This is a genomic window from Lysinibacillus sp. NPDC096382 (genome assembly GCF_044762845.1).
Classification (GTDB): domain Bacteria; phylum Bacillota; class Bacilli; order Bacillales_A; family Planococcaceae; genus Lysinibacillus.
Map to the genome: position 1 here is coordinate 21,273 of NZ_JBIWFC010000017.1, position 24,601 is coordinate 45,873.

The following is a 24,601-nucleotide window of genomic DNA, read 5'->3' on the forward strand; positions in this document are numbered from 1 at the left end:
TTTAAAACGTTATTTTTTGGAAAAGTGATACTTCTTTAATTGTATGAAAAAAGGAAGTAAATAAAAAGACTATCTTAATACCATTATCCTTTTAAATTGTACGAAATTAAGGCAATATATTATGAATTTGCTAAAAAAGGAGTAGGACTTTTGCGCAGTGCAAAACGTGGTGTTGATTTTCGTTCCTGCTGCCGCTTCGCTGCAAGGTTCCATCTTTGACGCTGATCCCCAAGGAATCACCCAGCCTCCACTACAATTAACCACTTCGCTAAGAATATATCTTCAGCAATGTTTTACCTTTGCGAAAGCGATAACAGAGGTCCATAGCATCCGCTTTTGAAACGCATAAAATTAATAAAAGTTCTAAGCTTTATTGATTGAACTGATGGGAAAATTCATCAGAAGTTTTTCTTTCGCAAAAGTTTAACATAGCTTTTTCTTTTTTGGACAACCTAAACTTTAGAAATAATGGTATGAGGTGATGATCATGAAAATAGAAAGGTCGTCCGAATGGGAAGAAGGCTTTATCAATAAACTGAATGAACATGGAAAATGGGATAGTTGGACATTGTACAAGATGAATTATGACATTGTGAAAATGAAGCTAATTCCTGATTTCACAGGTTTACAGGCGACGAAGTATTTACCAAATTTAAAGCCGCTTAAGCACCAGTTGGAAGCAGCAGAGACAGTCATTGAACGTATGAATGGTAAAGCGATTTTAGCTGACGAAGTAGGTCTTGGTAAAACAATTGAAGCAGGTTTAGTTTTAAAGGAATATTTGATTCGTGGCCTCGTTAAAAAAGCATTAATATTAGCGCCAGCATCTCTTGTTAATCAGTGGGTTGAAGAATTAAATATAAAGTTCCACATTCCGGCAGTAGCTTTTAAGAAAAATGTTCAGATTGAGCGCCATGATGTCCTTATTATGAGTATGGATACGGCAAAGAAGAGTCCTCACAAAGAGCGAATTTATGAGCAGGATTACGATATGATAATTATCGACGAGGCTCATAAATTAAAAAATCATAAAACACAAATTTATGAATTCGTACAAAGCTTAAAGAAAAAGTTCTGTTTATTATTAACGGCTACACCGATTCAAAACGATGTCTTTGAATTATTTTATCTTATTTCCTTACTTAAGCCTGGTCATCTTGGCAATTATGATACATTTCAATCTGCATTTTCGGCAAGTAAGCATGATTTAGAGCATGATGATTTTTTAAAGGAATTAGTGAATCAGGTAATGGTGAGGAATAGGAGAGAAGACACGGGTATTGAATGGACAAATCGCCGTGTTCAAACAATTCCAATCGAATTCACGAAGGAAGAAGAGGAAGTTTATAATCTGCTTGGAACCCTTCAAAATACAGGCTCATTTTCAATGATTACATTGCAAAAGGAAATGTGTAGTAGCAAGGAAGCAACAGGTTTAACATTAACTAAAATGCTTGAAGACAATGAGCAACCGCAAGAAATTGAAGGAATACTAGCAAAATTAATGGCTTTAGAAGTGAATTCAAAGGCGAAAAAGACCCTTGAAATAGTCGAACAGGCCAAAGACAAAGTAATTATTTTTACAGAGTATAGAGCTACTCAAATTTACTTGCAATGGTATTTACATTCTAACGGTATAACAAGTGTCCTATTCAACGGTAAATATAATAAAAGTAAACGTGATTATATGAAGCATCTTTTTAAGGAAAGGGCACAGGTTCTAATCGCAACAGAGGCAGGCGGCGAAGGGATTAACCTTCAATTTTGTCATCATGTCATTAACTATGATCTGCCCTGGAACCCTATGAAGCTAGAGCAACGAATAGGGCGCGTACATCGATTAGGGCAAGAGCATGATGTTCATATTTATAATCTGGCTATTGTCAATACGATTGAAGAGAACATATTAGCATTACTTCATACGAAAATTGATGTGTTCGAAAAGGTAGTAGGCGATTTAGATGCGATTCTATCTAACTTTAAAGAATCTGTATAGTGTAAGGGAGAAGGACCATGTATCCACAGCAAGTTCATAGTTATTTACGCCAATTTTTTAATGAAAATGATTGCCCTATATTAGGAGAAGATCAGCATTATCTTACTGTACAATTAACGGTTGATATTGATAAAAGAATTATGAATCGCCCTTTTTATTGGCAATACGTAGAAGCTACAAACAGTGAGGCAAATCCAGCTCAAGTAACTTTCATTACAAATCAAACAGCATCAGCAGGGAGCCTTTATGGAGAAGCTATTCATTTTGGTTCTCCGAGAATGAACCAGCTTTTTCAAGCAACAAGGGAGCTAGGAGCTTATGTTCAGCTTTTTGAAAAGGTGGATAATGAAATAGGGCAAGTTATCCTAACTCCTTGGCTAGGTGTTAACTTTAAAGTGTCGTATTGCTGCGATCGAACGAAAGAAACGCTTTATTCATTTGGCATAAACTTGCTAACCGGGATCATAAAAGAGGATTTTCAAGAGACGATATGTACATCTGAATTTGACACTGTTCCAGCAGACAATGCTTTTCATGTTCAATATATCATTAAGCCTCTTAGAGCACTCGAAAGATTACATGCTACTATTGAAATGATGATTGAACGTGATGACCATTCATGGGCTACTGAAGCAAGAAAACGATGGCAGCATGATCAACGTGTACTTGATTATTTTTATGAGGAAGAAGAAGATAAACCAGAATGCTATGACATCGAAAAGAAGGCATTAGAGGAACAATACGATACAAAAATTAAAATAGAAATTATTAATGGTGGTTTATTTTATCTTTATTAAACGAGGAGCTGTCTAATAGTAGGGACAGCTCCTTTACATTTAATTTTCTTCAAAAATACTTTGTAATTGTGCCAATTTATTATCCCAAAATAAATCAAAGTACTGAAGCCAGTCTTCAATTTCTTTTAGTTTTTCGGCATGTAATGTGTATATTTTTTCTCGTCCCTTTTTATGAGCAGACACTAGCTCAGCTTGCTCTAAAATTTTCAAATGCTTTACAACAGCAGTTCGGCTTATAGAAAAATTCTCAGAAATAAGTGAGATCGGTTTATCACTTGCGGCAAGTAGCTGTAGGACATGACGTCTTGTTGGATCAGCGATTGCTTGAAAAACATCATACTTTACAGCAAGTTGTGTCATTGTGATTCCACAACTTCTTTTAATTTTTTGCCGACAAGCATTGTCCAGCCGCCCTCCATTGTTGTACGAATGGCTTCAGCAGGCATGTTAGCTTTAGGAATGATATGTGAAGCTTCTTTCCAGCCACCATGTGTTAATGTAAATTCAGTTTGCTCACCAATTTCTTTCAGTTCAAAAGTGACAAACCATCCATCTGTATCCCATGCAAAACGAACAAAATGTGGAGCATCTACTTGTTCTACTCGACATGGTGAAGGACCAAACGGTGATTGTATCGTAAACTCATGACCTTCAACAGGCTTAAAATCATTTGGCATAAGCCAAGAAGCAATCTTTTCAGCATCCGTTACTGTTTCCCATACTTTTTCAATCGGTGCATTGAGTGTAACTGTTTTAACAATATTCTCTAGTTTTTCTGTCATTTAAAATGAACTCCTTCGCAAAAATATAACCTTAAGGTGTTACGAATATATAACACCTTAAGGTTATATGTCAATTATAAATACATTGGATAAATTTTCATTGTGTCTTTTTGTAAATCCTTATTTATGTTAAAATTATTTTTATAATTTTCTGACTAAGGAGGGAGGTCATTAAAGTGGTGAACATATCTGTGTTTTTATTAATGTGCATTTTATTAATTATTTTGCCTGGTCCGGATACCGCCATTGCAACAAAAAATACACTTACCGTAAGCAGAAAGGGAGGTTTACAGACTTTACTCGGTTCGTGCTGTGGATTATTGATCCATACTTTTGCAGCGGTTATTGGACTTTCGGCGATTATTGTAAAGTCAGCATATGTATTTACCATTTTAAAATACGTCGGCGCGGTTTATTTATGCTATTTAGGTATTAAAACTTTATGGGCATTACGATTAATACGTACACAGTCTCCAGTTGTACAAGACGAAACCCAAATTGAACATAAATATTCAGAGCAATCATGCTTTAAACAAGGCTTCTTAACGAACGTTACAAACCCAAAGGTGGCTATATTTTTTCTAACATTTTTACCTCAGTTTGTAGATGGCAAAAGCGGTACATTTATGCCGTTTCTTATAATGGGGCTTATTTATACTGCATTAACGGGATTTTGGTTTGTGTTTTATGTTTACTTGTTGGATAAAATTAGCGCATTTATGAAAAAGCCAACGACGAAAACGATTATCGAAGGATTGACAGGTGCAGTACTAATTGGTTTTGGCATTAAGCTAGCATTAGAGAAAGCCCACTAAGGTTAAATAGACTAAACTGATAAAAGGATATTATGTTCAATATAAGAGCATATATCCTCTTTTCTTATATATATTAGATTTGATGTAGCCCATAGCGGGAGGCGTAGTGAGGTCTTTAGACCGAGCGTTAAATATTTTTTAGGGGTGAGGGTACAAGAAGTTCTCATAGAGAAACCCCGTCCCTTCTTTTGTGTAACTCGTGCGATAGAAAAATGGATTACACATCAGATAGAAGTTAGATAGTAACGATGTTACTTTGCTTCTTTCTAGGTTATTTCGGAGCACACCGCTTCTACGCTGGAATGATAATACGAATATATTAATGATTGTAACTTTAGAAGGCTTGGGTACCTGGGTATTAATCAATTTGTTTATGAGTGTTATCGGCAAAATCACATAAGATCTACATAATAAACAGTAATGCATAAGGGGCTGGTCAACTAGGATTGATTGGCATAGTCGTAAAAGATAGATTAAGGTGTTGAGAAAAACGTAAAAGAATGATAGACTTCTGTATGGAAATGAAGTAAATTCTTTCCACGCAAAAGAAAGGTGATTGATAAAAATGCAACAACAAACTTCGGAAAAAAACTATATAGCAATGATTTTACTATGTTTCTTTTTAGGTAGTCTAGGAATACATCGCTTCTACGCAGGTAAAATAGGTACTGGTATTTTAATGATTATAACTTTGGGTGGGCTAGGTATCTGGACATTGATTGATTTAATTATGATTATTGTCGGCAAATTCAAAGATAAAGAAGGACTGGAAATAAAACCTTCTTAACAATAATGAATAAGGCGTTGGTTAACTGCGGTTACCTAGCGCTTTTTTTAATGGAGAAATATTGTTTAATAAATCGTAGATGTCCGGGAGGGCTGATATGCGCCCTATGTGTCACCTGTGGCTCCTTATATACCTCTTGCAAGGTTGCGGGCTGCATTTAAGTCAGTGTTAGCTTCGTGTTTGCGGTTGATACATTTGAATTGTTCTTAAGTTGGTCGATACACTTCTTTCCTCACTTTGTTGTGAACGAATCCGCAATCAGGAACACGAGTTGATTGGTGCAACATTACCACTAACAGCATCTTGCTAACGAGTGCGTTAGTGGAATAAAAAGGACATAACATAGTAGTCATATAAAATATGTTATGTCCTTTGAGTTATTAATTTTTTTCAATTCAGGTCTTGATAACTAAATCGGGCTTTTTTTTACGGCTAAATGAAACCCTTAAGTCTATTACGCTCTGAGGGTAAATAAAAAAACTTCACGGATATACATCCCGTGAAGTTTAAAACTCTATATTTAGTTAGAAGAAAAGGAAGCCGATGCTAATAATAATGCCTGTAAAGATTAAAACGAATAAACAAAAGCCCATTATATCCCTAGCTTTTAAGCCAGCGATTGCAAGGGCTGGTAGTGCCCAGAACGGTTGAATCATATTCGTCCAAGCATCACCCCACGCGATTGCCATAGCAGTTTTAGCGTAGTCGGCACCTAAAGTGGTTGCAGCATCTAACATAATAGGAGCTTGTACTGCCCATTGTCCACCGCCTGACGGTATAAAGAAGTTAACAAGTCCCGCTGAGAAAAATGTAAACAAATAGAATGTATGTTCATTGGAAATATTAACGAACCATTCTGAGAATACGGCAGCTAAACCAGAAGCGGTCATCATGCCCATAATCCCTGCATAAAACGGGAATTGAAAAACGATGCCTGTTGTTGTTTTAATGGCATCTTGTGCAGCAGCAAGGAAACGCTGTGGTGTCCCGTGGAAAATGATCCCTAATACAATAAAAATTGTATTAATCACATTTAAATCAAGAACAAAGCCTTTCGTCATAAAATGATGTACTAAATAAACAAGTCCGATAATAGCAAGTAAAATCGTTAAAATATAACTACGTTCAGAGCGGCTGGCAAAGTTGTTTTCGGGCTTAGGTAACTCTGTTTTTTCTTCAACTAATAAAGCAGGGTTAACCACAACCGTATCTTCTTCCTTTGGCATCATCCAACGATTAAACAATGGTAAAGTGAAGACGATAACGATGACTATAAATAAGTTATATGTTGAAAAAAGTGTAACATTTGTTGGTATGATCCCCATAATGTCAGCGAATTTATGACCTTCAGTCGCAATGGATAACGGAATTGAGCCAGCTAATCCCCCATGCCAAATTACAAAGCCTGAGTAGGCACTAGCAATTAATAAGCGATAATCTACCTTTTTAACATGACGAGCAATTTCCTTTGCGAAAAGGGCACCAATGACAAGTCCGAATCCCCAGTTAATCCAGCACGCTAATAGTGATACGAATGTAATAATGATAATTGCCATACCTGGTGTTTTTATTTTACTTGCAATGGCTGCTAATCCCTTTTTAAAGACTGGGCTATTCGCCAAAATGTGACCTGCAGCCAAGACAATCACCATTTGCATTGTAAACTCTAATAGTTTCCAAAAACCATCTCCCCAATAGATCACCATATCGAGCGGAGAAGAATCTGTTAATGTAACCCCTAATAATAACGTCAATACTGTGAGTATAGTGACAAATATATATGGATCAGGTAAATATTTTTCCATAATAGCATTTGAAATTCTTGTTAACGTTTTCATGTTAGAATTCCCCCTTCCTTTTCTGCCATCCCTTATTGCTAATTGTACATAGAAATATGAATTAAGGAAGATAAAATCGGTATTAAGTACGATAAACTGAACGTAATGTAGAAATAAAGTCGCGGTTGTTATTGCTTAATTAAATACTATTGAAATCATAACAAAGCCTTAGTGCTATTGTATTGATCTACTTATTTTTAAGAAGAAGGATTAGTAGAGAATGAGGAGAATTTATTACTACATAGGGGTTTTGGGAATATTTTTTATAACAAATTAGAATAAATGGGGGTATGTATATGGAGTTGCGAGATTTACAAGCATTTATGACTGTCGTTGAACATAGGAGCTTTACAAAGGCAGCTAATGAATCCTTTGTATCACAACCTTCATTAAGCAAAAGCATTAGAAAGTTGGAGAATGCTCTTCATGTAGAGTTATTAAACCGATCTACACGCAATATAGAGTTAACAGACGCAGGTAGTATCGTCTATAAACAAGGACAAAAAATAATACGTTCTGTACACGATTTACATATATTATTGGATGATTTATCGAACATCGAAACAGGTACGATTAAATTAGGGATACCACCATTAATTGGCACACTATTTTTCCCTGAAATCGCGCGAAAGTTTCATAAGCAATATCCAAAGGTGCATTTAGAGCTTGTGGAACGTGGAGCTAAAATGATCGGAACATTAGTAGAAAATGGCGATGTTGATATGGGGATTGTTGTCATACCTACAGACGAAAGGAAATTTACTATCCAATCATTTGTGGAGGACCAATTTTTTGTCTTTATTAATGAGTCCCATCCATTGGCTCGGCAAGAACATATTCTATTACAAGATTTAAAAAATGAATCATTCATTATCTTCACAGAGGAATTCACACTGCATGATTATGTTATAAAATCATGTAAAAGCGCAGGATTTACACCAATAATCGGCTATAAAAGCTCGCAATGGGATTTAATAGTGGAACTAGTTTCCTCAAATTTAGGGGTGACACTTTTACCATATTCAATAGCCGCAAAGCACACGAATAAAAATGTCAAAATTATTCCGTTACTTAATTTTGACATGCCATGGCGTTTAGGTGTTATTACGAAGAAGAATACATATCAATCTTTTGCCTTAAAGCAGCTACTCAATACAATACGTTCTGAAAATTGATTTATGCACTTTTAGAATAAATAATATTCTAATTTATTCCTTTACTTATAAAATAGTATTGAGGTAGAATTTTTCTTAATAACTGAGCAATTTTAGGAGGTTTCGATATGGGGAAGGGGAAAGTGTGGGATTCGTTTGAGGAAGCCGTCGCTGATATTAAAGATGGGGGTACATTAGCTGTAGGGGGCTTTGGGCTATGTGGTATCCCTGAGAAATCAATTGCGGCACTAGTCCAAAGGGGAACGAAGGACTTAACAGTTGTAAGCAATAACTGTGGTGTGGATGATTGGGGTTTAGGGCTTTTATTGGCAAATAAACAAATCAAAAAAATGATTGCATCCTATGTAGGTGAAAATAAAATTTTTGAACAGCAGTTTTTAAGCGGAGAGCTTGAAGTAGAATTGACACCACAAGGTACATTGGCAGAACGTATGCGAGCTGGCGGAGCTGGAATTCCGGGCTTTTACACGGCTACTGGTGTTGGAACACCTATTGCTGAGGGAAAAGATGTAAAGGTTTTTGATGGCAAGGAATATATTTTAGAAAAAGGTATTGTTGCAGATTTTGCCCTTGTCAAAGCATGGAAGGCAGACAAGCTAGGAAATTTAGTTTTCAGAAAAACATCGCGTAACTTTAATCCTCTAGCTGCAATGGCAGGAAAAATTACGATTGCAGAAGTAGAGGAAATTGTTGAAGTAGGAGAGTTAGATCCGGATCATATTCATACTCCGGGTGTATTCGTGCAACGCATTTTACTAGGTGGCAATTATGAGAAGCGTATCGAGCGTTTGACGGTGAAAAAGGGGGATGCGTGATGGCTGATACAAGACAAAAAATCGTAAATAGAGCGGTAAAAGAAATACAAAACGGCATGAACGTCAATTTAGGTATTGGTATCCCAACGCTAGTGGCCAATGCAATTCCGTCTGATTATGACGTTCTATTACAATCAGAAAATGGTCTTCTTGGCATTGGTCCATACCCAGTAGAAGACGCAGTCGATCCTGATTTAATTAATGCAGGTAAAGAAACGGTAACAGCTGTTCCAGGCGCTTCCTTCTTCGATAGTGCCGAATCATTTGCCATGATTCGTGGCGGTCATATTGATCTTGCTATTTTAGGTGGCATGGAAGTATCTGAAACGGGTGACCTTGCGAACTGGATGATCCCAGGGAAAATGGTAAAAGGTATGGGAGGCGCCATGGACCTTGTAGTCGGGGCAAAAAGAGTAGTCGTTGTAATGGAGCATGTCAATAAAAACGGTGAGTCAAAAATAAAAAAACAATGTGAGCTACCATTAACAGGAAAGGGCGTTGTGCATAGATTAATTACAGATATGGCTGTTTTCGATTTTACCGATGAAGGGATGCAGCTTATCGAATTAGCAGAGGGTGTTACTTTAGAGGAAGTAAAAGAAAAGACAGCTGCTTCCTTTAATGTCGCCATAATAGGGTAAAGTGAAACTTTAATCAGTGGGGATTTTCTTCATCCCGACTGATTATTAGTCTTCACCAATCGGGCGTTTCCGGGCAGTTAACCTCTCATAACTATTTTGCTTCCGATTAATCTCGAGGGTGTACCTGACGCTTCTCTTTCGATACGCAATTACTGCCCGTTAATGCGGGGGAAAGTGATTGAATGTAACCAGTTCTTTCATAGAGCTGGTTATTTTTCATTAGGAGAGTCAATCACTTCAGCAATATTGCCTCTTCGCGAGTATTTCAACCAATATCGCGAGTATTTCTGAAGAGAGTGAAGGTTGATTGTTATTTTTCAGACTATTGGCGGTTCTCTAGCTCTATTTTGCAATTATACAATGATTGAAAAGGAGAAAAATAACTATGAGACAACAATGGTCAGATGAATTACAGGTAGCACAGGTACGCGTTGCACGGCCAACTGATAAATTAAAGGAAATTGAAGAATTTTATTGTGAAGGCGTAGGGTTAGAAAAAATCGGCTCTTTTTCAGGACATCGAGGCTACACCGGTATCATGATTGGTCTTCCGAATGCTAGCTATCATTTAGAATTTATAGAGCATACTGAAGGAAGTCCTTGCCCAGCGCCAACAAAGGATAATTTGCTCGTATTATATATTCCAAAACGTTCCACCATACAGCTTATTGCTGAACGCTTATTGCAAATGGGTTACCCTGAGGTAGAGCCAGAAAATCCATATTGGGCCGAAAAAGGTGTCACAATTGAAGATCCCGATGGCTGGCGTCTCGTATTGATGAACACAGGGGGGATTTAAATCGGTATGAGCCTACATTTACATACCCTATGTGGTATATGGATACAGCATTTGATATCGAAAGATGGAAAAGGGCATCATGTAAAAAATTTTTCTGAAGCAATAAGTAAATAGTAAAAAGATACCCCTTTGTTATACGCAGAGGGGTATCTTGATGTTGGAATATTCTATTGTCCTAAAGAAGCATCTTGGTGATAATGAGTAGCAATGGATTCGATATTTAACTGAGTATAGTTTGCCCAATTAGTCTTTTTAAAATCTTCTTCACTAAAGTAAATATTTAAAAGCTCAGTCATAGATTTGCCCCCTTTAGATCCTGTTAATGGGGCATACCAACTAATAGCTGGAGTTTTAACATTTTGAAGCTTAGATAGCTCTGCAAATATTTTAGTGGAATCCTTCAGCATTTGATTTTTCATACCTTTTTTCACATCATTGTCCTGTATAGAGATTGAAACGATACCATTCTTTTCTTCAACAGTGAATTTGTTTTTAACGATAGCTCTTACTATATCTTCAACGGAAGTATTTTTATCGACTGCAACCTCCTTTGGAGCGGTATTTTTCCCGCAAGCGGATAATAGTAGTGTGGTTAGTAAAAACAAATAAAATAATTTCTTCAATGTAATAACCTCCCTTGTTACTACCATATATGCGCAAAATGGAGGTGAATTATACAAAAAGAAGGAAGGTAATAAAAAATCCAAATTATGCCCCTACAAAATAGCTTCGGGAATTGGCTTTGGCTCAGGCTTGCAGAAGTTTTTTGCGCGAAAGCGTAGTGCTAATATAGTAGCAACAAGAAGTTCACTCAGACATTGTTGCTGTCGCTCCGCTTTCGCACAGAAAAAAGCCTTGTTGCTGTCGCTCCGCTTTCGCACAGAGAAAAGCCTTGTTGCTGTCGCTCCGCTTTCGCACAGAGAAAAGCCTTTGCTGTCGCTTCGCTTTCGCACAGATAAATTGCCACAGGATGTGGCGTTTTTAGATTGAGTTCCTCTATTTCAGCGGATTTTTGTACACCCGTTGAAAGAAATTAAATTATAATGGAGCTGCATAAATCTGTTTTTCAGTTGGATCCCAGAGGACAATCCCGATATCTTGATTTTGATCTATAATACGAATAGAAATAGGAATATAATCAAATAAAATAGTATTCAATTTGGTGCTAATTAACTGTAAAAGACCTATCAATTCAGTATCATTTATTAAAGGCGCATTAACTTCTATTTTTAACTCGGTTAAATTCCCGTTTTCATATCGGAGTTTACCAACTATTTTAGGATTTATATGTTTAAAGCCTTCTTGGATATCTTCTTTGAAAATTAATAATTTACTATAAGTATCTTTGTCTAAACTATAAAGTGAATCTGAAGGGAATGTATAATTTTTTATATCTATCCCAGCCCATTTATCTATTTTATCCTCGCCTTCAGGAATAAATGTTTGAGCTAAAAATATTCCTGGAATGATATCATTTTTATTGGATTCTTGATATAAAGTTAAATAAATAGGTACATTGGGTACTTTATTATTATTTCTTATGTTTTTTATTATAGTTCCGGCTATTTCCTTACCGTATTTTTCTACGTCATTAACCTTATCTTCGTTCGTATCGACTTTAACTTGATCTGTATAAGTTAAGCCCTTATCATCATGTACTCTAATGTCATAAAATTCATTTAAGGATATGGCTAAAGACATTCCTTCTACTTTTCCACTTTCTTTGTTAACGAAATTTTGTTCTAAGACATGAGATAATATTTTAGGATTATTTTTCTCATCCTCTAAAACATCTCCAGTACTTTTTTTAATAGGTGGGTTTAATCCAAAACCTTCTTTTGATTTTCTATCTAACCATTTATTTATAATTTTACCATCTAAATATTGACCTTCCTGCATATAAAACTTCTTTGTAGGAAAGTAATTGACTGATAAATCCATTAATCCTTTTTCAATTTCACTGACATTTAATGAATTGTTCATATTACTAAGTATCAACCCTCTTGAAACATTAGATTTTGCAGGTTGTTTAATTTCATATATTTCCTTTTGTTGTATTGATGATGCATACATTTTCTCATCCTTTTTAATAACTGGATCATCATCACTACAAGAAGCTAAAAGAAATAGTGGTGATATAAAAAACAACATACTCTTCTTTATTTTCATTTAAAATACTCCTTACTGATTCTTATGTAATCGCGTTTCAAAAGTTACGCTAATTTCAGTTTGGCTAATTTAAAACTGAAATTGTTCCGTTAAATCTTAAAAGTATTCCTATAAAAATGAATTCATCACAATAACGTGGCCGCCTCGCTGCGCTGCAGAGTCTCGTCTGTGACACAAACCCCAAAAAGTGCCTATTCTATAACTTTTGGTAACGAAACTTTATATTTGGATCATCACCAAAACGTGTGGTTGATTTCCGTTCCGACTGGGCGCTTTGTTGCTGCCGCTTCGCTTTCGCACAGAGCAAAGCTTCCTGGGGGCGTCCGATGAGCCGCTTTTGGTGTTGCTGTCGCTACGCTTTCGCACAGTCAAAACATTTGTAGCTGCCGCTTCGCTTTCGCTACAGAAAACATTTGGTGCTGCCGCTACGTTAACACTACGCTTTCGCACAGAAAACATCCGCTGCGCTGCAGGGTCTCGGGCCAACACGATGTTGGTCACGAAGGCGTTATCACAGGATGTGATGCTTTTAGCCTTCGTTCCTCTATTGCTGATCCCCGAGGAGTCGCCCAGTCTCCACTCCAATCAACCTTTTACATAGTAGACGTTTAAACAAAAGTCATCCATAACTTTTGGCGATGAACCTTATATTTACATTTTAAGTTTGATTCTGGTAAAAGTATATAAAGAAAAAACCGATATTTATTTCGTACGTCATAAAATCAAAATTCGCCCTACGCCACTGCTTTAATTTTTTAATAAATTGGAGGTATTGATAAAATGAATTTTCCGGAGTTTAAAAACTGTCTTTTGACAATAAACGAAATAATTTATTTTGATAGCAATGAGTATCTTCGCGAAAAAACTTCTAATCCTTGTAGATTAAAAGAAATAATAGATATTGCTGAAAATTTACTGGCGAATATTTCGAATGAAGATGAGGAATATTTTCTAATGGGGACGCTGGGGAATTTATATAGAATTTACGGGGAACCACAAAAAGCTGTTAACATTTTAACTGAATGCGTTACTATTGCTAGCAATCAGAATAACAGCAATCGAGAAACCGTGTCATTAATACGTCTTGGAGAGGCAATAAAATATAACGGTAATCCAATGAAAGCATTAGGGATCTTCAACGAAGTTTTAGATAAATGTAAGGCAAAAAATAATTTGTTATATTTGGACTTCGCCATACAACATAAAGGTAAGTGTTTGTTAGAATTAGGGGAAATTGCTGAGGCAGAAAAATGCTTTAAAGAAGCATTAAAGTTAAGGGGAATTAAAGGTGATGTATCTCTTATTGAATCTACACAACAAGCATTAAATTTTATAAAGAAATTGAAATGCTAATGAATAATTATTAAAAATTCCCATAGGTGATGGGTGGTTTAATGGTCACTTAGGTTATGGATGATTGGTATTTCCGTGTAAAATAATTCGACAGATTTAAGGACAGTGATGGATGCTTATAAGTTCATTAAAGTCAGTAAAATTTGAATGAAGATTACAAAAATTTGTTGCATGCAGAGACCATCATATATATGATGGTCTTTTTTGTATAAAACGATAATTTTGTAAGCGTATACACTTTTCGTGAGTTTTTTTCTTTTAACTATTGAATTGCTAGTGAAAACAATGTATAGTGAAGTGATTTGTCTGACGTCTGACTAACTACATATTTTCAGTTATAAGATCTATAGCTGTTATTCAAGTTTCAATAATGGAACATAATGAGTGAAAGAAGGATTTGTAGTTTCGGATATCAAACGCACAAAAATTATCAATATATTTATGGAGGAACTCATGAGATACTTAATATCCATTTGTGGATTGTTACTTGTTTTTGGTTTAGCTCTGTTAATGAGTAAAAACAAAAAAGAAATAAAATATAAAAACATAATTATTATGCTTATCATCCAATTTGTATTTGCAGCTATACTGCTAAATACAAAGGTTGGTTATGTTCTAATCAAAGGATTTACAAAAGTATTTGATCATTTATTGGCTTACGCAAGTACGGGCATAACTTTTGTTTTTGGTGGTTTAGCGAATGAAGGAGAGTATTCCTTCTTCCTAAATGTGTTATTACCTATTGTTTTTATATCTGTATTGATAGGGATCTTACAGCATTTTAAAATTCTTCCTCTCATCATGAAAGGGATAGGTTTACTTTTAAGTAAAGTAAGTGGAATGGGGAAATTGGAATCCTATAATGCTGTTGCTTCTGCAATGGTAGGTCAATCTGAAGTATTCATTACTGTTAAAAAACAATTAGATAAGATTAGTCCACAGCGAATGTATACATTATGCGCATCAGCAATGTCGACTGTTTCTATGTCAGTTGTTGGAGCATATATGACGATGATTGAACCGAAATATGTTGTAACGGCGATTGTCTTGAACTTGTTTGGCGGTTTTATTATTGTTTCAATCATTAATCCGTATACAGTAGAAGCAGGCGAAGATATTTTAAAGATAGATGAACAAAAGCAATCGTTCTTCCAAATGCTTGGAGAATATATCATGGATGGATTTAAAGTAGCCATCATTGTTGGCGCTATGCTGATCGGTTTCGTAGCTTTAATGGATTTAATCAATTCACTATTTGATATGATTTTTGGTATATCTTTCCAAGAAATTTTAGGTTATATCTTTGCACCAATTGCTTTCCTAATGGGTATACCTTGGGCAGATGCTATTACTGCTGGAGGAATTATGGCAACAAAATTAGTAACGAATGAATTTGTTGCAATGATTAGCCTTGGAGAAGTAGCTAAGTCTATGAGTGCGCATACATTGGCTATTATTTCAGTCTTTCTTGTATCCTTTGCAAACTTTTCATCTATCGGTATTATTGCCGGCGCAGTAAAAGGTTTGAATGAAAAGCAAGGGAATGTAGTTGCTCGTTTTGGCTTAAAGTTGTTGTATGGAGCTACACTTGTTAGTATCTTAACCGCTACAATTGTTGGTTTCGTTATTTAATTTAGAAAAAAAGAAGCAGCTGACTGCACTCTATCTATTGGAGTGCAGTTTTTTTATGACCACAATACGTGGATTTTGCACTTCATAGATGGCTAAGGTACAGTTTAGGTGAAGAGTAGAAGGGGATTTACATTAGTACAAATAAAAAAGCCACTTTATTAAAGTGACCTAGAAAACGACAAAGCCCATCTTGATTAAGATAGCCTTTTTGTTTTTGTTGAAGTATTGGTTGTACCTTTTCGAACAAAATGAATAAAGATGAGTAGCATTAGTTGAAATAGTACAACAAATAAAAATAAAATACCCAAAATAATGAATGAGACCATTCTAACTTCCGGAGTTTGAACTACCCCTGCAAAATCAACTTCTCTTACGCCAATAAATATGGCCCCAGCAGCAAAAATGAATAGCCATACAATGTTTAAAGCCCACCATATTTTCATACTCAAATATAAACACCTTCTTCAATTCGTAATTGTTTATAGTTCACTACCCTAACTTAGATTTAATCTCCTTTTGGGTGAGGTGTCCAATGTGCCACTTTGGAGAAACAGGATGTTGGTCACGAAGGAATCACCCAGTTGGAACGTAGATCAATGAGCATTTTAAAAGCAATGCGCGTAATCCCGACTTCTGGTGATGAATCTTAATGCTCCGGTTAATGTTTTTTTATTGTAACACTTTTCCTTTTTGCTGGAAACAAACTTTAGGCGGTGTCACTTCTCAGCCTTAAGACTGATTAACTTATATACAAAAAAACTGATTAAATGAACAAAAAAGTACACAACCGATATTAGCTATCTTTTTTAAACTTTTGGGAGCAATAACGTAATATCGACATTAATGGAAACGTGGAAGTCTTATATACTACAGGAATGGTATGAAAAAAGAAAACAGGCGCTAATATAAGGATAAGAGGGTTCACTGAACAAATTGAATTAAGGAAACGCTATTTAGAACTGGAGTTGCAAGGTGAAATAGATACGTGTGTGTAATGGTAGCGTACCCACAAGCTTCATTCCAAGCAAGGGCAAACAGGGGCCACAAAAACACATAGGGCGCATATCAACCCTCCTTGACATAAACAACATTTCTCTATTCAAAAAAGCGCCAGCTAACCGTAGTTAACCAACGCCTTTCTATTGTTAAGAAGGTTTTATTTCTTTTCCTTCTTTATCTTTGAATTTGCCGACAATAATCATAATTAAATCGATCAATGCCCAAATACCTAGTCCACCAAAAGTTATAATCATTAAAATACCAGTACCAATTTTACCTACGTAGAAGCGATGTATTCCTAGGCCACCTAAAAAGAAACATAGTAAAATCATTACTATATAGTTTTTTTCAGAAGTTTGTTGTTGCATATTTATCAATCACCTTTCTTTTATGTAGTAATAATTAACTACATTTCCATTCAAAAGTCTATCATTCTTTTATGTTTTTCTCCACTTGAAATAAGTGCCAACCATAGTTAACCAGAGTGTTATTCATTGCTGTTTATTAGGTAGGTTTTATAACCTTTTTTATCATGAAGAAAATATTTCCTATTATAAGGAGTTTAAGTGTAATAAAGGGTAGAAGGATCAAATGAAAAAGAAAAAAGGATGATGGGTTAGGAACTATGAAGCAATCGGTGAAGTGTTATCTAAAGTAGCAAGTATAATGACAATGCAAGGATTACTTAATGATGAATTCTAATAAAATGAAAAAAAACAAATGTGCTTTATAATGGATTTACTTTTTCTTGTATGAGAGAAAAACGGTAGAATATCAATTCTCCCAACAACTTCTCCATTTTTTCCCCACTACAAAAAATCCCCCATAGTTTTTACTTATGAGGGAGGTACTTCAAAGCCTTGTGGCTATATGATTAAAATTAAAAAGCCGCGTATGCCGTAGTTAGTATAGAAAGTTTTAAACCACCACTCCTCAAAGAAGAAGTTTGCTGTGAAAATGATAAAAATCAAAGGATTTAGACCAGATTTAGAAGGTTTTTATTATATGAGTTATTTGAATCACACAATTTTTAATGAGATATTTTATTTACTCTCCCAAAAATCTCCCACAGAAAAAAGCTGGGAGATTTATTTGGGAGAAGTACAAATAAATTTAAAGAGCTTTAATTTTTAGCTGTTGTTTTCTAAATGACTGTCATTCTTCAACTAACGATGCAGTTTAGTTGAACAAGATGAAAGCAAATTATTGTTCATTCATAATTACATAAGGAACACCGTAATAATATTTATATAAAACCAAAGTGGAGGTTTACAAATGAAACATACTACGAAAGTAACAGAATGTCCTAAATGTGGTGGAAAAGAATTGGGGAAAGGTCATCAACATAGTAGTTATTCAGTTATGTATCCATCTAATAAGTTAAGCTTTGGGTATGATGTTGAATATATTATTTGTACTGAATGTGGACTTATAATTGAAAGTTATGTAGAAAAACCAGAGAAATTTAAGGGGACACTTTAGATGTTTTTTAAGTAACGGGTGCCAGAGTTAAACAAGGTGTTGCAGCGGAGCATCTTTTTTCTTCTTGTACAAACGGGGGAGTTTAGTGAAAGAATAGAAAGGAGGAAGAGTAATGACAAAAAATAAATTAAAAGGTTTAGTTTCTTTAGGTTCTGTAATAACTGCAATTGGTTTCATATTGCTATTTTTCAGTGTTGATATTGGATTATCACTTGCTGAATATCGGATAGTTACACAAGGTGGGATGGACACTTCTCAATACCTAATTGTAATTGAGGGTTATACAAATAATTTCTTAGCTGCTGGAAGTATCCTTTTTGGGATTGGTATCTCCACCATCATTTTTGCTTATTACAAGATACTTAATATTAACGAATAGAAGTAATAAATATTGTTTTTCTTGACTAATGTATTTTATTTTTCCTTTGTTGATTTGGTTGATGTTCTAGCTTTTGTGGTACCATGATAGATCCTAAACCATAGAATGAAAACTATAGAAAACTTATCTCTCCCAACTTTCTCCCAAAGTTATTGCCCAAACAAAAAATCTCCCATAGTTTTCACTATGGGAGAAATGCTTCAAAGCCTTGTGGCTGTATGATTAAATTAAAAAGCCGCGTATGCCGTAGTTATTATAGAAAGTTTTAAACCACCACTCCTCAAAGTGGGTGTTCGCAGAAGCTTTCCTGCTTATCCTCATGCACCTTAGTGTGAGGCCCGTCATTCCAACTCCAATAATAAAACTCCCTTTTACAGCTTAAAGGTTAAAACTTAATATTATACGAACAATGCAGCCTTTAAGGATATAATAAGGCATGTTAAACAAACTTGCAAGTAAGATGGTTTGTACAAAAAAGTCAATGGGCGAGTGTCCCAATTCATGAATATCCAGAGTGAAATATCTCCAAAAGCTTTTAACAGATTCAAATAGTTTTCACAAATACGAACGAAAAATACGAACATTCTTTACTTAATAGGGCTAAGTATGTAAAGATAGGAGAATATATAGGGTTTACCTAGTAATAAAGTCAAAGGAGGAAGCAGAAATGGCAGCTTATCCAAATTGTCCAAAATGTAATTCTGAATACACATATGAGGACGGAACAAACTTTGTATGTCCAGAATGTGCACATGAGTGGAGCACTGATGTCACGGAACAGGAGACAGATGCGTTAATCGTAAAGGATGCTAATGGCAATCTACTTGCAGACGGTGATTCTGTTACAATTATTAAGGATTTAAAGGTTAAAGGTAGTTCTTCGACGCTAAAAATTGGGACAAAGGTGAAAAGCATTCGTCTCGTTGAAGGCGATCACAATATTGATTGTAAAATCGATGGCTTTGGTGCCATGAAATTAAAGTCAGAGTTCGTAAAAAAGGCATAATTACTGAAAAAAGAGTCGTGAAATGGGGCATTCCAACTAGGTTTGGAAGCTATTCAAAATCGACTCTTTTTTATTTAGTAGGTGTCTAATCACCGACTGAATAAAAGTAAAGCCTCCGGTGGATGTATGGCGCTGCTGTAACATGGCTGTCTAGAAGGTATATCTAATGAAATGCAGGGGATGTTGAACTTATGAATGGGTATAATTGGTGTTAAGAGAAGTTGTCTCAGTTGCAGTGAGACAACTTTTTTCTACTGGTGTAACATTATTTTGTAAACCTACGAAATAGAATTGCAAAAGCAGCACCGAATAGTGCAAAAATAGTATGTAAAATGGCTATAAAGCTAGCTCCAATTAACAGCGTACCAATTTCCGTTAAGGAGTAGGGGGTGACATAGAGTGAATTATTGATATTGTTAATAATAGCCCATACGAAAACAGGTACCGAGCTGATGGCAAAAACAATCCAAATATTTTTGTAAAAGAAATAAGTAAGACAGCCGAAAATCGCGTAAGATATAGCAAAGCTTGTTTGATTGCCAAGTAAGGAAGAGTTAATAGCAAACATAAAGGATAGTACGATAAAAACAAGATGGAAAAGCGTTATCGTTCTTTTCATTAATAAATGATAGCCCAGTGATTGCTTTGAAGTAGCGAGCTGCTGACAATGCTCACAAGTAGTTAAATGTTGTTCGACGAATTCTACAGTAGTTGCTTGGAGCACTTGTTTTTTATACAAAGGTAATAAATCCTCTACAATTGAACAATTCTGTGACAAAAGCTTCCCTCCAATCGATCTCCTTCCATTATACGACTTTTTTGAGAAAATAAAAAAAGCCTTCCGTGAGTTAATTCGTTCGGAAAACTTACATGCACCCTATTAATTTGATGTTAATACTTCATTGGTCAAAGCTTGAATATCAATATGTGTTTTTTCCTTCACAGCATCCTTTAGAATCTCAGTACGGAAATAGTGAACTGACGCTTCAAGAGGAATAGTTAAAATCTTGGAAAGGGCTGATTGATACATATGCACAAATTCTTTATCTGTGTTTCCACGTTTTAACTCAGCAAAGGCTTCGTAGAATTGGTCAAGCTTATCAGCAAATTCAAGTAGGCGACCCTCTATAGTTTTATCCTTACCTTCTTTCATACGCTCAAAGAAGACAGCCTGAAACTCTTGTGGAATCTCATCAATAATAAATTTCTCCATCATTTTTTCTTCCACATGTGCAAGCATTTGTTTAAGCTCTGGGCTAGCATGCTTTACCGGTGTTTTAATATCGCCGATAAATACTTCAGCAAAGTCGTGGTTAATGGTTTTTTCATATAATGATTTCCAATTGATTGTAGCTCCGTTCATTTCTTCAAGTGTGGCGAAGAACATCGCATACTGCGATACCTTCCAAGAGTGAGCAGCCACATTGTGCTCTTCAAATTTGAAGCGACCAGGGCAACGAATAATACGCTCTAGATCGTTAAGGCTTGTAAAAAATTGATGAATTCCTATAAAAATCACTCCTTTTTGGTCTATATGTGCATGTTACTATAATCCATACCCTCTTTGTGCAAATTTCAAACAACTTAACAATGATTCATTTTGCGTTTACAAAGGATTCACAATTGACGATAAAGCACGTTTATGTTGGTGCTATAATGAGGGGGGACTGAATAAATTATGCCTCGGCATAATTTAAGTAACTTATACCCGCATTTATCTCACCACTTATATAGGTGGGAGACATTTGCCGTTTCACTTACGTTACATAAAACATTTGTAGCTGCCGCTTCGCTTTCGCTACATAAAATAATTGCTGAAAAAAGATAAAAAGGAGTTTGCACCATGATGTCGATTTATACACTTCTTCTTTACATACATATTTTAAGTGCCATTCTTTCGATTGGGCCTTTGTTCGTTGTTTTAACAATTGTTAAGAAAATGCGTACAGCATCTCATATTGAAATGTCACCATATATTGAGGCTTTTAAAGGAGCAATTACGATCGTCAAGCATTCGGGGCATGTTCTTGTTGCATCTGGTGTTTTATTAATGTGGCATGCGGGTTATCATTGGAGTACCTCGTGGATTGTTCTTACATTTCTTGTGATGTTGGCCTCTATTGTTTTTTTAGCAAGAGCGTTCAAACCGACTTTACAGACATTTAATACACCTGCCTATGACCAGCAAAAATTTGCTTCATTGTTACATCGCAAAGCATGGATGTACATTTTATTATTGCTAATTATGTTATGGCTAATGGTAGCAAAGCCTGTACTTTGGTAAGAAGCTGGCTCATCACCATAACGTGTCCGTTCCGACTGGGCCTTTGAGCTGTCGCTTCGCTGTCGCACAGATAAAACATTGTTGCTGCAGGGTCTCATCTGTGATACTTATCCCAAAGGAGTAACCTGGAACGGAACTCCCCCCATTCAATGCGCCACAACATTCTCAAAGATTATCTTTAATTTTGTTTTTCAACACTATGAAAATCCGCACTCTGAGAGGAGTGCGGATTTTTTTCATCAATTGCTAAGCAAACGTTTGAAATAACTTTTGCGAATAAATATAAAACTAACGAAGAATAGGGCGAAGAAGCATAAAGAGCTCATCATTGAAACTTGTAAAAATGCTGCTGAAACCATTGTTCGCATGGCAAATAATGTAGCGCATAACATCGTAATAGCTATCGCGAATGGTACAAATATAAGGATTGCCAACTCTTTAGAAACAACAGTGAATAACTCTTTTTTAGATAGCCCAAGTTTTCGTATACCTGCATACTTTTCTTTTTCCTGAAGAAGTGTCGTTTGTAAATAGAAGTAGAGTATGCTCATAGCTGCACTTAAGAAAATCAAGCTCAACATAGAGCCGATAAAGAACATAACACTTTTTGTGAACAACTCTGCGTCATACAATTCGATTTTTGAAGTTACATAACGTTCCTCATATATATGTGGGAAATCCTCTATAATTTTTTTTGCTAACGCTGTATGTGCCGTCCAATTGTCTAACTCAAATAAATAGGCTTTATAGACAGGGTATTTGATGTTGTTATAAACTTCATCAGGCACAATAAAATACGTTTGTTGGAAACCTGTTGTTAATAGATTTTTTTCATTTACAGATACAAGCTTAAATTGCTTTAGATAGTTGTCATCACTTACATTAGTAATTGGTAATGTTTTACGATTGCCGGCAACTGCTATAAATTCATTTGCACGTAAGCTAACCTTTTTATTGTGTAACAAGTTATAATCGGAAATTGACATATAGCCAATACTACGTTCTTCATTCGATTTAAATTCAATAAAATAATTTTGTGAATCCACTGTGGATAATTGTTTTTTAATATTTTCAATATCAGCTTCTACTTTATTTGGACTAGCCTTAGGAGCGGCAATATACTGAAAACTGTATGGATAATTTGCCTCGCTATCCTTTTCAACATTGTAGTAAGAACTAAATAAAATGCTTGTACATAAAAATACACCGCTTAATAAAATAGTGATTAAAAATAGCATATTTGCATGTGATTTCATTTTTGCATTCAGATTAGAAGCAAGTAGCATATTTGTTTGTTTCATATAGGCTGACGATCTCTCAAAAGCCTTTAGCAGGAAGCGCATTCCTTGTGAGATGATTAAATATATTGTACAAAGAACACTCACGAAAAAAGCTACATAGAAAAGACTACCGCCAATATCATAATCTGCATTTAAAAAATAACCTAAACCAATGGAAATCATAATACTTATGAATAATAAAAGATAATGTGGTGTTATCGACTTCTCGATGGCAACATCACTTTTTAATAGTTGAATGGAAGCTTCTTTATTAATAAATCTTGTCATTACTTTTGAAATAACAATGAATAATACAAGGAATAAACCAATAGTTAACATGATTGCTTTAATAGGGACATACATACCGAAAGTTTCTGCATTTAAAACAACTTTGGCACCCATTAAGAAGAGAGGCGAAATGACAAGCCCAAGAATGACTGCTGTAATAATCGCCAATACACCGATAAGAATATTTTCACGAAAAACGAGCGTACGAATTTGTTTCATGGATGCACCAGTAATCATAAAAATACCTAGTGTTTTTGTTTTCTTCTTTAAAAAGGCCATGATGGAATAGGCAATATAAATAAACGAAAACAAATAGACGAGCAAACTTGCTAACATTAATGCAAGGCCGAGTGTTGAGTCGGGATCTAAATTTGTAAGACTTGGATGAAATACTATGACTGAAAATAGAAAGAAAATAATGATAGAGAACATACTGCTAAGGAAATACGAAACGTAAGTCCATTTATCACGTAAAATATTTTGAATAACGATATGATTAAAGCTCATGCTGTCCACCACCTAAAAAAGCAAGTGTGTCCATGATTTCCTGGTAAAATTGTTTGCGATTATGACCAAGATGAATTTCGTTATATAATTTACCATCCTTAATGAATATAATACGATTTGCGAAACTTGCTACATAAGGATCATGTGTCACCATTAAAATGGACGTTTTCAGTTCTGTATGAATAGAACTAAATAAGTTCATAACATCATTTACTGCTTTTGAATCGAGATTTCCTGTAGGCTCATCTGCCAACAATAAGCTCGGTTCGTGAATAACCGCACGAGCAATAGCTACACGTTGTTTTTGCCCACCAGAAATTTCGTAAATTCGTTTTGACAGAAGCTCTTCAATTCCAAGAAATTGAGATACATGTTTAAGTTGGTGCTGCATTTTATCGGCAGGTAAACTATCTAAAGTTAACGGTAATAAAATATTTTCTTTCACCGTTAATGTGTGTACAAGATTAAAATCTTGAAATACAAAGCCTAATTCTGAACGACGGAACTTTGCAAGCTCTTCATCATCTAATGAATATGGGTTTCTACCATTTATAAGAATTTCACCAACAGTAGGGCGATCGATTGTTGATATGCTATTTAAAAATGTAGTTTTCCCACTTCCTGATGGCCCCATGACGGCTACGAATTCGTTCTCACCGAGTTGGAAATCAATGCCATTCAATGCCTTATATGTGATTTCTCCGATATATTCTTTTTGCAGATTGGTCACTTGTAGGATTGATTTTCCCATCTTTGAACAACTCCCTTACTTCGATT

General features: G+C 35.3%; 26 protein-coding genes and 1 other RNA gene. 15 read left to right on the plus strand and 12 right to left on the minus strand.

What is annotated here, in order from left to right:
* The first annotated feature begins 481 nt into the window (after window positions 1–481).
* On the plus strand, window positions 482–1,996 hold the full coding sequence (locus ACIQZA_RS19565) for a DEAD/DEAH box helicase (RefSeq protein WP_402883516.1): 1,515 nt from the start codon (window positions 482–484) through the stop codon (window positions 1,994–1,996).
* A 17-nt stretch (window positions 1,997–2,013) separates the two neighbouring features.
* Window positions 2,014–2,793: a YqhG family protein gene (locus ACIQZA_RS19570; protein ID WP_400941797.1), complete on the plus strand. Its 780-nt coding sequence runs from the start codon at window positions 2,014–2,016 to the stop codon at window positions 2,791–2,793.
* Between the two features lie 39 nt (window positions 2,794–2,832).
* Here ACIQZA_RS19570 and ACIQZA_RS19575 read toward each other — a convergent pair whose 3' ends face one another.
* Window positions 2,833–3,153: an ArsR/SmtB family transcription factor gene (locus ACIQZA_RS19575; RefSeq protein ID WP_400941799.1), complete on the minus strand. Its 321-nt coding sequence runs from the start codon at window positions 3,151–3,153 to the stop codon at window positions 2,833–2,835.
* A complete protein-coding gene (locus tag ACIQZA_RS19580) occupies window positions 3,150–3,575 on the minus strand; it encodes an SRPBCC family protein (protein WP_400941800.1) in 426 nt (141 codons plus the stop codon). Before ACIQZA_RS19580 ends, ACIQZA_RS19575 begins: the two co-directional genes overlap by 4 nt.
* 176 nt (window positions 3,576–3,751) lie before the next feature.
* Here ACIQZA_RS19580 and ACIQZA_RS19585 point away from each other — a divergent pair, with 176 nt between their 5' ends.
* The 3 genes from ACIQZA_RS19585 to ACIQZA_RS19595 all read left to right on the plus strand — a co-directional run bounded on the left by ACIQZA_RS19585 (window position 3,752) and on the right by ACIQZA_RS19595 (window position 5,177).
* A complete protein-coding gene (locus ACIQZA_RS19585) occupies window positions 3,752–4,390 on the plus strand; it encodes a LysE family translocator (RefSeq protein ID WP_400941803.1) in 639 nt (212 codons plus the stop codon).
* A 248-nt stretch (window positions 4,391–4,638) separates the two neighbouring features.
* Window positions 4,639–4,713 (plus strand): NINE protein, encoded by a 75-nt coding sequence (locus tag ACIQZA_RS19590; protein ID WP_400941805.1) that lies wholly within the window; start codon window positions 4,639–4,641, stop codon window positions 4,711–4,713.
* Between the two features lie 242 nt (window positions 4,714–4,955).
* Window positions 4,956–5,177 carry a TM2 domain-containing protein gene (locus ACIQZA_RS19595; protein WP_323656730.1) on the plus strand — a complete coding sequence of 74 codons (222 nt, stop codon included), beginning with the start codon at window positions 4,956–4,958 and terminating at the stop codon, window positions 5,175–5,177.
* Between the two features lie 524 nt (window positions 5,178–5,701).
* Here ACIQZA_RS19595 and ACIQZA_RS19600 read toward each other — a convergent pair.
* Window positions 5,702–7,015 (minus strand): short-chain fatty acid transporter, encoded by a 1,314-nt coding sequence (locus ACIQZA_RS19600; protein WP_400940328.1) that lies wholly within the window; start codon window positions 7,013–7,015, stop codon window positions 5,702–5,704.
* A 296-nt stretch (window positions 7,016–7,311) separates the two neighbouring features.
* On the opposite strand from ACIQZA_RS19600, the gene ACIQZA_RS19605 reads away from it, so the two are divergent.
* From ACIQZA_RS19605 to ACIQZA_RS19620, 4 genes are all read left to right on the plus strand, one after another.
* On the plus strand, window positions 7,312–8,190 hold the full coding sequence (locus ACIQZA_RS19605) for a LysR family transcriptional regulator (RefSeq protein ID WP_400940330.1): 879 nt from the start codon (window positions 7,312–7,314) through the stop codon (window positions 8,188–8,190).
* 107 nt (window positions 8,191–8,297) lie between these two features.
* A complete protein-coding gene (locus tag ACIQZA_RS19610; RefSeq protein WP_402883515.1) occupies window positions 8,298–9,005 on the plus strand; it encodes a CoA transferase subunit A in 708 nt (235 codons plus the stop codon).
* Window positions 9,005–9,646, plus strand: a complete 642-nt coding sequence (locus ACIQZA_RS19615) for a 3-oxoacid CoA-transferase subunit B (RefSeq protein WP_400940335.1) — start codon at window positions 9,005–9,007, stop codon at window positions 9,644–9,646. The genes ACIQZA_RS19610 and ACIQZA_RS19615 overlap by 1 nt, the downstream gene beginning before the upstream one ends.
* A gap of 385 nt (window positions 9,647–10,031) precedes the next feature.
* Window positions 10,032–10,445, plus strand: a complete 414-nt coding sequence (locus ACIQZA_RS19620; RefSeq protein WP_400940337.1) for a VOC family protein — start codon at window positions 10,032–10,034, stop codon at window positions 10,443–10,445.
* Window positions 10,446–10,612: 167 nt separating this feature from the next.
* On the opposite strand, the gene ACIQZA_RS19625 is transcribed toward ACIQZA_RS19620, so the two are convergent.
* The gene (locus tag ACIQZA_RS19625) at window positions 10,613–11,068 is read right to left on the minus strand and encodes a hypothetical protein (protein WP_402883513.1); all 456 of its coding nucleotides are present in this window, start codon (window positions 11,066–11,068) and stop codon (window positions 10,613–10,615) included.
* A gap of 415 nt (window positions 11,069–11,483) precedes the next feature.
* Window positions 11,484–12,614, minus strand: a complete 1,131-nt coding sequence (locus tag ACIQZA_RS19630) for a CamS family sex pheromone protein (protein WP_142509668.1) — start codon at window positions 12,612–12,614, stop codon at window positions 11,484–11,486.
* Between the two features lie 780 nt (window positions 12,615–13,394).
* Here ACIQZA_RS19630 and ACIQZA_RS19635 point away from each other — a divergent pair.
* Both ACIQZA_RS19635 and ACIQZA_RS19640 read left to right on the plus strand, forming a co-directional pair.
* Window positions 13,395–13,967: a tetratricopeptide repeat protein gene (locus ACIQZA_RS19635; protein ID WP_400940341.1), complete on the plus strand. Its 573-nt coding sequence runs from the start codon at window positions 13,395–13,397 to the stop codon at window positions 13,965–13,967.
* 453 nt (window positions 13,968–14,420) lie between these two features.
* The gene (locus ACIQZA_RS19640) at window positions 14,421–15,599 is read left to right on the plus strand and encodes a NupC/NupG family nucleoside CNT transporter (protein WP_142509670.1); all 1,179 of its coding nucleotides are present in this window, start codon (window positions 14,421–14,423) and stop codon (window positions 15,597–15,599) included.
* Window positions 15,600–15,793: 194 nt separating this feature from the next.
* On the opposite strand, the gene ACIQZA_RS19645 is transcribed toward ACIQZA_RS19640, so the two are convergent.
* Together ACIQZA_RS19645 and ACIQZA_RS19650 are read right to left on the minus strand one after the other, a co-directional pair.
* Complete coding sequence (locus ACIQZA_RS19645) at window positions 15,794–16,042, minus strand: DUF3923 family protein (protein ID WP_400940470.1); 249 nt, start codon at window positions 16,040–16,042, stop codon at window positions 15,794–15,796.
* A 702-nt stretch (window positions 16,043–16,744) separates the two neighbouring features.
* Window positions 16,745–16,966: a TM2 domain-containing protein gene (locus ACIQZA_RS19650; RefSeq protein WP_132363744.1), complete on the minus strand. Its 222-nt coding sequence runs from the start codon at window positions 16,964–16,966 to the stop codon at window positions 16,745–16,747.
* Between the two features lie 907 nt (window positions 16,967–17,873).
* On the opposite strand from ACIQZA_RS19650, the gene ACIQZA_RS19655 reads away from it, so the two are divergent.
* On the plus strand, window positions 17,874–18,080 hold the full coding sequence (locus ACIQZA_RS19655; protein WP_142509673.1) for a transcription initiation factor TFIIIB: 207 nt from the start codon (window positions 17,874–17,876) through the stop codon (window positions 18,078–18,080).
* A gap of 112 nt (window positions 18,081–18,192) precedes the next feature.
* The gene (locus ACIQZA_RS19660; protein WP_142509674.1) at window positions 18,193–18,459 is read left to right on the plus strand and encodes a hypothetical protein; all 267 of its coding nucleotides are present in this window, start codon (window positions 18,193–18,195) and stop codon (window positions 18,457–18,459) included.
* 228 nt (window positions 18,460–18,687) lie between these two features.
* Here the strand turns inward: ACIQZA_RS19660 and ssrS are convergent.
* Window positions 18,688–18,880, minus strand: a non-coding RNA gene (gene ssrS / locus ACIQZA_RS19665) — 6S RNA.
* A gap of 246 nt (window positions 18,881–19,126) precedes the next feature.
* Here ssrS and ACIQZA_RS19670 point away from each other — a divergent pair.
* Window positions 19,127–19,465 (plus strand): zinc ribbon domain-containing protein YjdM, encoded by a 339-nt coding sequence (locus ACIQZA_RS19670; protein ID WP_402883511.1) that lies wholly within the window; start codon window positions 19,127–19,129, stop codon window positions 19,463–19,465.
* Window positions 19,466–19,730: 265 nt separating this feature from the next.
* Here ACIQZA_RS19670 and ACIQZA_RS19675 read toward each other — a convergent pair whose 3' ends face one another.
* Both ACIQZA_RS19675 and ACIQZA_RS19680 read right to left on the minus strand, forming a co-directional pair.
* Window positions 19,731–20,243, minus strand: coding sequence for a zf-HC2 domain-containing protein (locus tag ACIQZA_RS19675; RefSeq protein ID WP_402883510.1), 513 nt, complete (start codon window positions 20,241–20,243; stop codon window positions 19,731–19,733).
* 102 nt (window positions 20,244–20,345) lie between these two features.
* Window positions 20,346–20,984, minus strand: a complete 639-nt coding sequence (locus ACIQZA_RS19680) for a YfbR-like 5'-deoxynucleotidase (RefSeq protein WP_132363732.1) — start codon at window positions 20,982–20,984, stop codon at window positions 20,346–20,348.
* Between the two features lie 324 nt (window positions 20,985–21,308).
* Here ACIQZA_RS19680 and ACIQZA_RS19685 point away from each other — a divergent pair, with 324 nt between their 5' ends.
* Window positions 21,309–21,749 carry a hypothetical protein gene (locus tag ACIQZA_RS19685; protein WP_400940353.1) on the plus strand — a complete coding sequence of 147 codons (441 nt, stop codon included), beginning with the start codon at window positions 21,309–21,311 and terminating at the stop codon, window positions 21,747–21,749.
* A gap of 239 nt (window positions 21,750–21,988) precedes the next feature.
* Here the strand turns inward: ACIQZA_RS19685 and ACIQZA_RS19690 are convergent, their stop codons facing one another.
* Window positions 21,989–23,824, minus strand: a complete 1,836-nt coding sequence (locus tag ACIQZA_RS19690; protein WP_402883507.1) for an FtsX-like permease family protein — start codon at window positions 23,822–23,824, stop codon at window positions 21,989–21,991.
* A complete protein-coding gene (locus ACIQZA_RS19695) occupies window positions 23,814–24,575 on the minus strand; it encodes an ABC transporter ATP-binding protein (RefSeq protein WP_400940358.1) in 762 nt (253 codons plus the stop codon). The genes ACIQZA_RS19690 and ACIQZA_RS19695 overlap by 11 nt, the downstream gene beginning before the upstream one ends.
* Window positions 24,576–24,601 lie beyond the last annotated feature (26 nt).